General features: G+C 67.5%; 12 protein-coding genes. 7 read left to right on the forward strand and 5 right to left on the reverse strand.

Annotated elements, in window-relative coordinates; genetic code table 11:
- Positions 1-15 precede the first annotated feature (15 nt).
- Positions 16-894: a pseudouridine synthase gene (locus CKW06_RS10465; protein ID WP_024958677.1), complete on the forward strand. Its 879-nt coding sequence runs from the start codon at positions 16-18 to the stop codon at positions 892-894.
- 6 nt (positions 895-900) lie between these two features.
- Here the strand turns inward: CKW06_RS10465 and CKW06_RS10470 are convergent, their stop codons facing one another.
- Positions 901-1,389 (reverse strand): YaiI/YqxD family protein, encoded by a 489-nt coding sequence (locus tag CKW06_RS10470; protein ID WP_024958678.1) that lies wholly within the window; start codon positions 1,387-1,389, stop codon positions 901-903.
- A 301-nt stretch (positions 1,390-1,690) separates the two neighbouring features.
- Between CKW06_RS10470 and CKW06_RS10475 the strand changes: the two genes are divergently transcribed.
- From CKW06_RS10475 to CKW06_RS10495, 4 genes are all read left to right on the forward strand, one after another.
- Entirely contained in the window at positions 1,691-1,900 is a 210-nt protein-coding gene (locus tag CKW06_RS10475) for a cold-shock protein (protein WP_004153307.1), read from the forward strand.
- A 183-nt stretch (positions 1,901-2,083) separates the two neighbouring features.
- A complete protein-coding gene (locus CKW06_RS10480) occupies positions 2,084-2,773 on the forward strand; it encodes a glutathione S-transferase family protein (RefSeq protein ID WP_024958679.1) in 690 nt (229 codons plus the stop codon).
- 32 nt (positions 2,774-2,805) lie between these two features.
- On the forward strand, positions 2,806-4,371 hold the full coding sequence (locus CKW06_RS10485; protein WP_024958680.1) for a protein adenylyltransferase SelO: 1,566 nt from the start codon (positions 2,806-2,808) through the stop codon (positions 4,369-4,371).
- A gap of 713 nt (positions 4,372-5,084) precedes the next feature.
- Entirely contained in the window at positions 5,085-5,621 is a 537-nt protein-coding gene (locus CKW06_RS10495; protein ID WP_032964924.1) for an adenine phosphoribosyltransferase, read from the forward strand.
- Positions 5,622-5,795: 174 nt separating this feature from the next.
- On the opposite strand, the gene dbpA is transcribed toward CKW06_RS10495, so the two are convergent.
- Together dbpA and CKW06_RS10505 are read right to left on the reverse strand one after the other, a co-directional pair.
- Positions 5,796-7,172 carry an ATP-dependent RNA helicase DbpA gene (gene dbpA, locus CKW06_RS10500; RefSeq protein ID WP_005413029.1) on the reverse strand — a complete coding sequence of 459 codons (1,377 nt, stop codon included), beginning with the start codon at positions 7,170-7,172 and terminating at the stop codon, positions 5,796-5,798.
- Positions 7,173-7,320: 148 nt separating this feature from the next.
- Complete coding sequence (locus tag CKW06_RS10505; RefSeq protein ID WP_038645891.1) at positions 7,321-8,400, reverse strand: YeiH family protein; 1,080 nt, start codon at positions 8,398-8,400, stop codon at positions 7,321-7,323.
- A 102-nt stretch (positions 8,401-8,502) separates the two neighbouring features.
- Between CKW06_RS10505 and CKW06_RS10510 the strand changes: the two genes are divergently transcribed.
- Together CKW06_RS10510 and CKW06_RS10515 are read left to right on the forward strand one after the other, a co-directional pair.
- Entirely contained in the window at positions 8,503-9,378 is an 876-nt protein-coding gene (locus CKW06_RS10510) for a LysR family transcriptional regulator (protein ID WP_038645894.1), read from the forward strand.
- A gap of 150 nt (positions 9,379-9,528) precedes the next feature.
- Positions 9,529-11,412 carry an ATP-binding cassette domain-containing protein gene (locus CKW06_RS10515; protein WP_024958284.1) on the forward strand — a complete coding sequence of 628 codons (1,884 nt, stop codon included), beginning with the start codon at positions 9,529-9,531 and terminating at the stop codon, positions 11,410-11,412.
- Positions 11,413-11,594: 182 nt separating this feature from the next.
- On the opposite strand, the gene CKW06_RS10520 is transcribed toward CKW06_RS10515, so the two are convergent.
- Both CKW06_RS10520 and CKW06_RS10525 read right to left on the reverse strand, forming a co-directional pair.
- Positions 11,595-12,056 (reverse strand): c-type cytochrome, encoded by a 462-nt coding sequence (locus CKW06_RS10520; protein ID WP_012479939.1) that lies wholly within the window; start codon positions 12,054-12,056, stop codon positions 11,595-11,597.
- A gap of 9 nt (positions 12,057-12,065) precedes the next feature.
- A complete protein-coding gene (locus CKW06_RS10525; protein ID WP_005413034.1) occupies positions 12,066-12,455 on the reverse strand; it encodes a c-type cytochrome in 390 nt (129 codons plus the stop codon).
- Positions 12,456-12,504 lie beyond the last annotated feature (49 nt).

Consider the following 12,504-nt stretch of genomic DNA (forward strand, 5'->3'; position numbering starts at 1 on the left):
GCCGGAATGGACGCCATGACCCTGCCCAGCCACCTGCAGCTGCCCCCCGGCCACTGGCCCAGCCTGCTCGATGGCCTGTGCGCGCGTTTCCCGCGCATCGGTCGCGCGCAATGGCAGGACCGCTTCGCCCGAGGCCGTGTGCAGGATGCGCAGGGCAGGGCACTGGCGCCGGACATGCCCTGGCAGGTGGGGCTGGAAATCCAGTACTTCCGCGAGGTTGCCGACGAGCCGGTGATTCCCTTCGCCGAGACCATCCTGCATCTGGATGCGCACCTGCTGGTGGCCGACAAGCCGCACTTCCTACCGGTAACGCCGGCCGGTGGGTATGTGCGCGAAACCCTGCTGTCGCGCCTGGTCGCACGCACCGGCAACACCGAACTGGCGCCGTTGCACCGCCTGGATCGGCTGACCGCCGGCCTGGTGCTGTTCTCGACCCAGGCGGCCACGCGCGATGCCTATCAGCGGCTGTTCCGCGAGCGGCGCATCGAGAAGACCTATGAGGCGCTGGCACCGGCGCTGCCCGGGCTGGCGTTTCCGTTGCAGCGGGACAGCCGTCTGGTGCCGGGGGAGCCGTTCTTCCGCATGGCCGAAGTGCCGGGCGAGCCCAATGCGCGCAGCCTGATCGAGCCGATCGAGGCCGAAGGGCCGATCTGGCGCTACCGGCTGAAGCCGGAAACCGGTCGCAAGCACCAGCTGCGCGTGCATATGGCCGCGCTGGGCGCACCGATCGAGGGCGACGACCTTTACCCGCAGCTGCAGTCGCGGCCGGAGGGCAGCGCCGAGCCTGCACTGCAGCTGCTGGCACAGGTGCTGGCCTTCGATGATCCGCTGACCGGGGAACCGCGGCGGTTCAGCAGCCAGCGCCGCCTGTGCCGAATGGAGCAGGGCGGCTAGCGCGGGTCAGCGGGCCGGGCGCCGCGCCAGCCATCGGTCCAGCTCGGCGGCGAACAGCTGCCGGTCGCGCTGGCCCAGTGGCGGCGGGCCGCCGGTCTGGACCCCGGCGCCGCGCAGTTCTTCCATGAAATTGCGCATCGACAGCCGCTCGGCCATGTTGTTCGGCGTGTACAGCTGGCCGCGCGGGTTCAGCGCCACGGCCTTCTTCTCCAGCACCAGCGCGGCCAGCGGGATGTCCTGGGTGACGACCAGGTCTCCGGCAGCGACCCGTTCGACGATGGCGCTGTCGGCCACGTCCAGGCCCTGGGGCACCTGGATCGAACGCAGCCAGCGTGAGGGCGGGGTCCGGATCCACTGGTTGGCGACCAGGGTCAGCTCGATGCCAACGCGTTCAGCGGCACGGAACAGGATGTCGCGAATGACGGTGGGGCAGGCGTCCGCGTCCACCCAGATGCGGGGGAGGGCGGGTTCAGCTTGGGTTTCAGCTTCAGTCATTTACCCAGTGTAGGGTAGGAAAATCCTGAATGGGGACTCGGGGTTAGCCTCGATCGGCTGCCAGCCCTTGTCACGTCTAGCGGGCGGGGCCAGCCGATGAACGTCCGGGCTATCGCTTTTTGCAGAAAACACGCGTATCGTTCGTCCCACTGTGTTTGCTAGGGTCACCGTGAATCGTGGCCTGGTGCAGTTGATCTCACGATCCGCTCATCGATCCGCTTTACCAACGCCTGCAACTCAGTCTCGGCCCCGATACCCGGTGGCTGCGATTTTTTCAACATGTGTTTCAGGAGTTAGTCAAATGTCTGATCGTCAGACCGGCACCGTCAAGTGGTTCAACGACGCCAAGGGCTTCGGCTTCATCACCCCGGAAAGCGGCCCGGACCTGTTTGTGCACTTCCGTGCCATCCAGGGCACCGGCTTCAAGACCCTGCAGGAAGGCCAGAAGGTTACCTTCATCGCCGTCCAGGGCCAGAAGGGTATGCAGGCTGACCAGGTGCAGGCGGTCTAATCCGTCTGCTACCGTTTGGTAGCCAGAACGCCGGAAGCGAAAGCTTCCGGCGTTTTTTATTGCCTGCTGCTTTGTCGAGTCGAGATTGCTCGACTGTCTCTGGAAAGCAGTCGAGCACGCTCGACTCTACAAAGGGCATGCAGCTGGCGCGGTACGATGCAGGCCTCCCCAAGGATCATCCCCATGCGCATCGTCCACCACCTGGAAAACTCCCGTTCCCTGCGTGTGCTGTGGATGCTGGAGGAGCTGGGGCTGGACTACGAACTGCGCCGTTATCCCCGCGATCCGAAGACGCTGCTGGCACCGCCCGAACTGCGTAACGTGCATCCGCTGGGCAAGTCGCCGGTGCTGCAGGATGGCGAGCTGGTACTGGCCGAGTCCGGTGCCATCCTCGACTACCTCGCGGATCGCTATGACACCCAACGCCAGCTGTCGCCGTCACCGATGCCGGCCGATGGCGCCGAGCGCATTGCCTACCGCTATTGGCTGCACTACGCCGAAGGCTCGGCGATGCCGCCGCTGCTGCTGACCCTGGTGATGGGCCGCATCCGCAACGCGCCGATGCCGTTCTTCGCCCGCCCGATTGCGCGCAGCATCGCCGACAAGGCCGAGCGTGGCTTCATCGGCCCGCAGCGACAACTGCACCTGGACTGGATGGAGCGCCGCCTGTCTGAAAGCCCATGGTTCGCCGGCGAACGCTTCAGCGCGGCCGACATCCAGATGAGCTTCCCGATCCAGGCGGCCGCCGCGCGCGGCGGTGGCCTCGACGACAAGCCGGCGCTGCGTGGCTTCCTCAAGCGTATCGGCGAGCGCCCGGCCTACCAGCGTGCCGAGGCCCACGGCGGTCATCTGCAGGCGCTCAGCGGCAATTGAGGCGGGCGGCGGTCGTCCCCATCTTCAGCACCATGGATACCGACAGCCCCCGTTTCGACAACCGCCTGCTGCACACCCTGCCGGGCGACCCCGAATCCGGCCCGCGCCGCCGCGAAGTGCTGGGCGCGGCCTGGTCGCCGGTGATGCCGACTCCAGTGGCGGCGCCTACGCTGCTGGCTTGGGCGCCGGACGTCGCCGCGATGCTCGGCTTCGATACCGCTGAAGTCGAAAGCGAAGGCTTCGCGCGGGTGTTCGGCGGCAATGCGCTGTACGCCGGCATGCAGCCGTGGGCGGCCAATTACGGTGGCCATCAGTTCGGCCACTGGGCGGGCCAGCTCGGCGACGGCCGCGCGATCTCGCTGGGTGAACTGGTCGCACCGGATGGCCGTCATTGGGAACTGCAGCTGAAGGGTGCCGGTCCCACGCCGTATTCGCGGGGTGCTGATGGCCGCGCAGTGCTGCGCTCATCCATCCGTGAATTCCTGTGCAGCGAAGCGATGCATCACCTGGGCGTACCGACCACGCGCGCGCTGTCGCTGGTCGGCACCGGCGAAGACGTGGTACGCGACATGTTCTACGACGGCCACCCGCGTGCCGAGCCCGGCGCCATCGTGTGCCGGGTATCGCCCTCGTTCCTGCGCTTTGGTTCATTCGAACTGCCAGCGTCACGCGGCGAAACTGCCTTGTTGCGGCAGCTGGTCGACGCGTGCATCGCCCGCGACTTTCCGGAGCTTGAAGGGCAGGGTGAGGCGCTGTACGGCGACTGGTTCGCGCAGATCGCGGTGCGCACTGCCGAGATGATCGCGCACTGGATGCGCGTCGGTTTCGTGCATGGCGTGATGAACACCGACAACCTGTCCGTGCTCGGCCTCACGCTCGACTACGGTCCTTATGGCTGGGTCGAGGACTTCGACCCGGACTGGACGCCGAACACCACCGACGCACAGGGCCGCCGTTATCGTTTCGGTACCCAGCCGCAGGTGGCGTACTGGAACCTGAGCCGGTTGGCGCAGGCGCTGTCGCCGTTGTTTGCCGATGTGGCGCCGCTGCAGGCCGGTCTGGCGGCCTACCAGTCCACCTTCGTGGCCTGCACGCGTCGCGATGCCGCAGCCAAGCTGGGCCTGGCCGCTGCCGACGATGACGACCTGGGGCTCTACCAGCGCTGGCAGCAGCTGATGCAGGACGGCGGCATGGATATGACCCTGGCCTGGCGTGCGCTGATGCGGGTTGATCCAGCGGCGCCAGACGTGGGCGTGCTGGATGCGGTGTACTACGACGAGTCGCGCCAGCAGGCGGTGCAGGCGCCGTTGCAGCAGTGGCTGCAGGACTACGCGGCGCGGTTGCAGGCCGATCCACTTTCGGCCAGTGAGCGCGCGGCGAAGATGGCCAAAGCCAATCCGCTGTATGTGCTGCGCAACTGGCTGGCCCAGGAGGCGATCGACCGCGCAGAGCGGGGTGACCTCGGCGGTGTTCACGCACTGCAGGACGTGCTGCGCGATCCATACACCGAGCGTGCGGGGCTCGATCACTTTGCCGCAAAGCGCCCGGCATGGGCAGACAACCGCGCCGGCTGCTCGATGCTGTCCTGCAGTTCCTGAGGGTGGGTTTCGGCAGGGCTGCGCCCTGCACCTGCAGAGGCCACCGCGCAAGCAACGGCCAAAGCCAAAGCGGCTCTGGATTGCGGATGGTCTGGCGGGACGGTGCGGGGCTGCAGGACACGCCGTAAACCCGTCCATGGGGGCTCGATGGCGCCATCCATGGCGCCAACGGTCCTGCAGCCCCACACCGCCCCACCTCCGACAGATTCCCGCGGCTGTGGGTAGGTGTCGACCTTGGTCGACACGGTAGATCCACGCGATGCGTGGATGCTCTTCGTTCAATTCTCGAAATGTTCGATTTCGATAGAGATTCATCCACGCATGGCGTGGATCTACGACAGATCGCAGGAAACTATCGAAGGTGGGGGGGCCGGTTGCGGGAGTGTCCGCGGCATGGGCCCGAGGCATGCCTCGGGCGGGTTGGGCAGGACGCCCAACCCCGGTCTTGCCGTGTGCGCAGGACAGCGCACACGAGCAAGCCGCGGCCAAGCCCCCACGGACGGGTTTACGGCGTCTCCCGCAACCGGACCCACCCCGTCATCCCACAGGAAACCCGCTGTTGCCCTTGCTGTTGCCCTTGCTGTTGCCGTTGAGGTTGCCGGCCAGCGGCCGGCACTACCGCAGGTGCCGGGCGCAGCCCGGCCGAACACCCCCAACAGGCAGGCGGCGCCCGGAACAGGTACCCTATGCCGCCATCAGATAGCCAATGTGACATGACCGACGCCCTCGTCGCTCCGCAGTGGGCCTCCCGACTGCGCGACATCGCCGACTTCCCCAAGCCCGGCATCCTCTTCAAGGACATCATGCCGCTGCTCGCCCATAGCGAGGACTTCCGCGGTGCCATCACCGCGATGGCCGACCGTTGGCGCGACCAGAAGCTGGACGCGGTGATCGGTATCGAATCGCGTGGCTTCATCCTCGGCGCCGCGATGGCGCTGGAGCTGGGCGTGGGCTTTGTGCCGGTGCGCAAGCCGGGCAAGCTGCCGGGCCAGGTGCTGCGCGAGGAATACACGCTGGAATACCGCAGTGACTGCATCGAAGTGCACGCCGATGCGCTGCCGGCCGGGGCCCGCGTGGCGATCATCGACGACGTGCTGGCCACCGGCGGCACGCTGGTCGCTGCGCTGTCGCTGGTGCGCCGCCTGGGCGTGAACGTGGTCGGTGCCGGTGTACTGGTCGAACTGGACGGCCTGGGTGGTCGCGCCCGCTGGGAATCGGATCTGCCGCTGCACACCGAACTGGTGTTCTGATCGAAGGGCAGGTGCCAACCAAGGTTGGCATCTACCAGGGCGAATGGCCGGGAACCGGTAGTTGCCAACCTTGGTTGGCAGCACTTTTCGCGATTGACGCCACGGATGGGCCAACCGAGGTTGGCCACTACCAGGTCAGATCGTTGCCAACCGTGGTTGGCCACGCTGCTTCAGTCACATCATCCGCACGCGGAAACGACGGCCCTTGATCTTGCCGGCTTCCAGCTTGGCCACGGCCTTGTTGGCCTGCTCACGGGCGATCGCCACGTAGGAGCGGGTCGGGAAGATCGCGATCTTGCCGATGAACTTGCTCGACAGGCCGGCATCACCGGTCAGTGCACCGAGAATGTCGCCTGGGCGCAGCTTGTCGGTCTTGCCACCGTCGATCCGCAGCGTGCGCATCGCGGCCTGCGGCAGTTCGGCCGGGCGCGAGGTTGCCAGCGGCGTCTTCTGCCAGTCCAGCGGCTGCCCCATCTGCGCTTCGATGGCTTCGGCACGGGTCTTCTCGCGACCGGCCACCAGGCTGATCGCCAGGCCGCTGGCACCGGCACGGCCGGTGCGGCCCACGCGGTGCTGGTAGCTTTCCACGTCGGTCGGCAGCTCGTAGTTGATCACCGCCGCCAGCTCTTCCACGTCCAGGCCACGTGCGGCCACATCACTGGCCACCAGCACGTTGCAGCTGCGGTTGGCCAGCAGCAACAGCACTTCCTCGCGGTCGCGCTGCTCCATGTCGCCATGCAGGGCCAGTGCGGAGAAGCCGAACTGCTGCAGCGAGTTGGCAACTTCGTCCACGTCCTTGCGGGTGTTGCAGAACACCACCGCCGATTCCGGGGTGTACTTCAGCAGCAGGCCGGCCAGCGCCTTCTGGCGGTGCGCCGGTTCCACCTCGCAGAACAGGTGGCGGATCGCCGGTGCCTGGTCGGCGCCTTCCACCGTTACTTCCACCGCGTCGCGCAGCAGGTCACGCGCCATGGCGCGGATGCTGTCGGGGAAGGTGGCCGAGAACAGCAGGCTCTGGCGGTCCTTGTGGGTGCGGCCGGCGATCTCGCGGATCGGCTCCTCGAAGCCCATGTCGAGCATGCGGTCGGCCTCGTCCAGCACCAGCGTGCGCACCGCGCCAAGATTCAGCGCGCGCTTGCGTGCCAGCTCCTGCACGCGGCCGGGCGTGCCGACCACCACGTGCGGGTCATGGCCTTCCAGCGAGGCCAGCTGCGGGCCCAGCGGCACGCCGCCGACCAGCAGCAACAGCTTCAGGTTCGGGATGCCGGTGGCCAGCTTGCGGATCTGCTTGCCGACCTGGTCGGCCAGTTCGCGGGTCGGGCACAGCACCAGCGCCTGCACGCGGATCAGGCTGGGGTCGATGGACTGCAGCAGGCCCAGGCCGAAGGCGGCGGTCTTGCCGCTGCCGGTGGGTGCCTGTGCGATTACATCGCGGCCATCCAGGATGGCCGGCAGGCTCTGCGCCTGCACGGGGGTGAGGGTGGTATAGCCGAGGGCATCCAGGCCGGGCTGCAGGGCCGGGCTCAGCGGCAGGGTCGAGAAGTCAGTCATGGCGCATTGTACCTGCCTGCACGGCCGGTCCCGCCTAATGGGGTGGGGACGGATCCCTTTCCGCAGGAAAGGGCTCTGACCCCGTCGGAGTCGTCATCCACGCACGGCGTGAATCTACAGGTGCCGACCCTGGTCGGCACGCTCCTGATCAGCCCAGCACCGCCAGCACACCCTGGTGGATTGCCAGGCCACCGAACAGCAGCCAGGCGAACAGGATCAGCGCCAGCAGCAGCGGCTTCAGGCCTGCCTGGCGCAGCGCCGAGACGTGGGTGGTCAGGCCCAGCGCGGCCATCGCCATCGCCAACAGCACCGTGTCCAGCTGCACCAGCCCGGCCTGCAGGCCGGCCGGCAGCAGATGCAGCGAGTTGAAACCGGCCACGGCCACGAAACCGAACGCGAACCACGGCACCACGATGCGCGCCTTGCTGCCATCGGCGCTGGCCTTGCCGCCACGGGCCAGCCACAGTGACAGCGCGATCAGGAACGGCGCCAGCAGCATCACCCGCACCATCTTGGTGATCACCGCCGTGTCAGCTGCCGCTTCGTTGACCGCACGGCCGGCCGCCACCACCTGTGCCACTTCATGCACCGTCGCACCGGTGAACAGGCCGTACTGCCGCGCGTCCATTGCCAGCCAGCCGTGCGACTGCACCAGTGCATACAGCGCCGGGTACAGGAACATCGCCAGCGTGCCGAACACCACCACCGTCGAGACCGCGACGGTGACATGCGCAGCGCGGCCACGCACCACCGGCTCGGCGGCCATCACCGCTGCCGCACCGCAGATCGCGCTGCCAGCGCCGATCAGCATGGCTGCCTCGCGCTCCATCTTGAACACGCGCACGCCCAGCCAGCAGGCCAGGCCGAAGGTGCTGGCAACCACCAGCACGTCCATCAGCACGCCAGTGACGCCGACATGGCCGATGTCCTGGAAGGTCAGGCGCAACCCGTACAGCACGATGCCGGCGCGCAGCAGCCAGTGCTTGGAAAAGCCGACACCGGCCGCGCTGCCCGGTGCCAGCCGCGGGTAGAAGGTGTTGCCGACCACGATGCCGGCGACGATCGCCACGGTCAGCGCGCTCAAGCCATGTGCCTGCAGCCACGGAAGCTCGGCCAGATACAGCGACGCCGCCGCGATCAGGCCCACCAGCAGCAGGCCGGGCAGGCGCGGCTGCCAGCGCTGGCGCAGGGCGGGCAGGGACCAGGGGGAGAGAGCGGGGGCATTCATGGCAGGGGCAGGGCTGGAGTGATGGGGCAAGCGTGCGCGTCTGTCGCTGACCTGTAAAACGAATAATATGGGTGAAACCTACCCATCAAGAAGGTAAGTGCCATGCGCCTGACCTTGCGCCAGCTGCAGGTTTTCGTCGCCATCGCCGACCATGGCAGCACCACCGCTGCCGGCCAGGCCATTGCGCTCTCGCAGTCGGCCAGCAGCGCGGCCCTGCAGGAGCTGGAGGCACACTTCGGCACCCCGCTGTTCGACCGCATCGGCCGCCGCCTGGCGCTGAACGGGCATGGCCGCGCACTGCTGGAGCCGGCGCGCACCTTGCTGGTCAACGCCGCCGACCTGGAGCGTCAGCTGGCCGCCGGCGGCGACCCATCGCAGGGGGCACCGCTGCGGCTGGTGCTGGCCGCCAGTACCACCATCGGCAATTACCTGCTGCCGCCACGCATCGCCGAACTGCTGCGGCAGGCGCCGCAGGCCGAGGTCGACCTGCGCATCGACAACAGTGCCGGCGTGGTCGCTGCCGTGCAGCGCCTGGACGTGGACGCCGGCCTGATCGAAGGCCCGTGCCACGAGCGCGGCCTGCAGGTGACCGCCTGGCAGCAGGACCCGCTGGTGATCGTGGCTGCCGCCGATGCCCCCGCCAGCTGGTCGCTGGACGAACTGCGCCGCGCACGCTGGCTGCTGCGCGAGCCAGGCTCCGGCACCCGCGAAGCCGTCGAACAGGCGCTGCTGCCGCACCTGCGTGGCTTCGCCCAGACCCTGCAGCTGGGCAATACCGAAGCAATCAAGCAGGCCGCCATCGCCGGCCTCGGCCTGGCCTGTCTTTCGCGTCACGCGCTGGAAGAGCCATTGGCCCTGGGCCGCCTGCGCGTGCTCGAAACCCCGCTGCCGGCCCTGCAGCGCACGCTGTGGCTGGTACGGCATCCCGGCAAGCAGTGGCTGCCGGGGTTGCAGGCGCTGCTGGGGGACGTGGAATAAGCCATCAGATCCCCAGTCGATTCCAACCATCCCGCCATCCCACAGGAAACCAGCTTTTGACGTTGCCGTTGAAGTTGCCGGCCAGCGGCCGGCACTACCGCGGGTGCCGGGTGCAACCCGGCCGACGCCCCCAACCCGTACAATATCCGGATGCCTCTGATTACTCTGCAGAACGTCGACTTCAGCGTCGGCGGCCCGTTGTTGCTGGAAAAGGCCGAACTGTCGATCGAGCCGGGCGAACGCATCGCCCTGATCGGCCGCAACGGCGCCGGCAAATCCACCCTGCTCAAGCTGCTGTCCGGCGACCACAAGCCCGATGACGGCGAAGTCCGCGTGCAGCAGGGCGTGCGTGTCACCCGCCTGGAGCAGGAAGTGCCACACGGCGCCGCCGGCTCGGTGTTCGACGTCGTCGCCGATGGCCTCGGCGAACTGGGCCAGTGGCTGGCCGAGTTCCACCACCTCAGCCATGCCGAAGTCTTCGATGGCGAAGCCCTCGGCAACGTGCAGGCCAAGATCGATGCCGCCAACGGCTGGGGCCTGGACCAGCGCGTCAGCGAAACCCTGACCAAGCTCGACCTGGATGGCGAGGCCGAGTTCGGCCGCTTGTCCGGCGGCATGAAGCGCCGCGTGCTGCTCGCCCGCGCGCTGGTGTCCAGCCCCGATGTGCTGCTGCTGGACGAACCGACCAACCACCTGGACATCGAAGCCATCGACTGGCTCGAAGCGTTCCTGAAGGGCTGGAGCGGCAGCGTGGTGTTCGTCACCCATGACCGTCGCTTCCTGCGTGCCCTGGCCACCCGCATCGTCGAGATCGACCGCGGCCAGGTCACCAGCTGGCCAGGCGACTGGGCCAACTACGAGCGCCGCCGCGAGGAACGCCTCAATGCGCAGGCGCAGGAAAACGCCCGCTTCGACAAGCTGCTGGCGCAGGAAGAAGTCTGGATCCGGCAGGGCATCAAGGCCCGTCGCACCCGCGACGAAGGCCGCGTGCGCCGCCTGAAGGCGATGCGCGTGGAGCGTTCGCAGCGCCGCGACCTCAGCGGCAACGTCAAGATGGAGGCCGCGCAGGGCGTCAGCTCCGGCAAGAAGGTCATCGACGTCAAGGACATTTCGTTCGCCTTCGGCGAGCGCACCATGGTCCGCGATTTCACCACCACCATCATGCGCGGCGACCGCATCGGCCTGATCGGTCCCAACGGCAGCGGCAAGACCACGCTGCTGAAGCTGCTGCTGGGCGAACTGCAGCCGGCCAAGGGCGAAGTCAACGCCGGCACCAACCTGCAGATCGCGTATTTCGACCAGTACCGCGCCGTGCTGCGCGAAGACTGGAGCGCGATCGAGAACGTCGCCGAAGGCCGCGATTTCCTCGAGTTCAACGGCAAGCGCAAGCATGTGCATGCCTATCTGCAGGACTTCATGTTCACCCCGGAGCGCGCGCGCGCGCCGATTACCCGCCTGTCCGGTGGCGAGCGCAACCGCCTGCTGCTGGCCAAGCTGTTCGCGCAGCCGTCCAACCTGCTGGTGATGGACGAACCGACCAACGACCTGGACGTGGAAACCCTGGAGCTGCTGGAAGAGCTGCTGGGCGAATACACCGGCACCCTGCTGCTGGTCAGCCATGACCGTGACTTCATCGACAACGTGGTCACCTCCACGCTGGTGATGGAAGGCGATGGCGTGATCGGCGAGTACGTGGGCGGTTACAGCGACTGGCAGCGTTATGCGGCCAGCATCGCAGCGCCTGCCGCGGCCCCTGCCGCCAAGCCGGCGGCTGCTGCGCCGGCCACCCCGGGCACCGCAGCTCCGGCCGCACCCAAGCGCAAGCTGGCCTACAAGGAAGCGCGCGAACTGGAGCAGCTGCCGAAGACCATCGAGAAGCTGGAAGGCGATGTCGAAGGCCTGACCTCGGCGATGAACGACCCGTCGTTCTACACCCGCAGCAGCGCCGAAGTGACCGCGCACACGCAGCAGCTGGCGAAGGTGCAGGCCGAGCTGGATGCCGCTTACGCGCGCTGGGAAGAGCTGGAAGGCTGAGTATCGGTCGGCGCCAGCAGTGCGCCGATTGATCGAGTCGGGAATCAGTAGATCCACGCCATGCGTGGATGGTGGCATCAGTGCGGACCAAGGTCCGCACCCACCGAAGCCGGTTACACCTCCGTACGGACCAACGGTCCGCACCTACCAATCAACGATCCGCACCCACCGGGGGCCTGCGGTCATTTGACCCCGTGCAGATCCCGCAGCTGGCTCGGCCGGCTGCCGAAATACGCCGCCAGATCGGCGATGTCCTGATCACTCAGGTCCTTCGCCTGTGGCGTCATCAACATGTGCTGGCGGTCACCGGCGCGGTAGGCCTGCAGCGCATGCGCCAGGTAGTCACCGTACTGCCCACCCAGCTTCGGATAGGTCGGATCGATCGGCGCATTGCCATCGGCCCCGTGGCAGTCGATGCAGCTCTGGTTGGTGGCCTTGCCCTTCACCTTGGCGCGGGCTTCACCGGCGGCCTCGCGACCTGCAGGCAGGCCAGCCGAAGAAGAAGAGCCGTGTTCGCCACTGGCATGGCCCGGATCGGCGGCGGATGTCTCGCTGTTTTCCACCTGCGACTGTGAACAGGCCGCCAGCAGCAGGGCAACGGACAGGGCGATGGCGTGACGCAGCGGATGCGCGGCTTTCGACATGGGCGGGCCTTACTTGACGGTGGACAGGTAAACAGAGAGATCGGCGATCTCCTGTTCGCTGAAACTCATCGACTGCGCCTGCATCGTCGGATGCCGGCGCTTGCCCTGGCGGTACTCGGTCAGGGCCTGGGCCAGGTACTGCTGGGTCTGGCCGCCGATCTTCGGCACCCGGTAGCTGGGGTAGGCGTTCTTGTAGCCGGTGATGCCGTGGCACCCTTGGCAGGTGTAGGCCAGCACGCGGCCATTGTCGAAGTTGCCGGTGGGCGCGGCAGGCGCCGGCGCGGCGGCAGGAGCCGGGGCCGGAGCGGGTGTGGCAGGAGCAGGAGCGGGCTGTGCGGCGGCCCCAAGGGGCAGGAGGACGGCCAGAGCGAGACAAGCGGCGAGCGGCTGCGGGCGCATGGTGTCGTTTCCGGGGATTCGGGTCTGGTCGTTCCGGCGTGGGGTACGG

It is taken from the genome of Stenotrophomonas maltophilia (assembly GCF_900186865.1).
GTDB lineage: Bacteria > Pseudomonadota > Gammaproteobacteria > Xanthomonadales > Xanthomonadaceae > Stenotrophomonas > Stenotrophomonas maltophilia.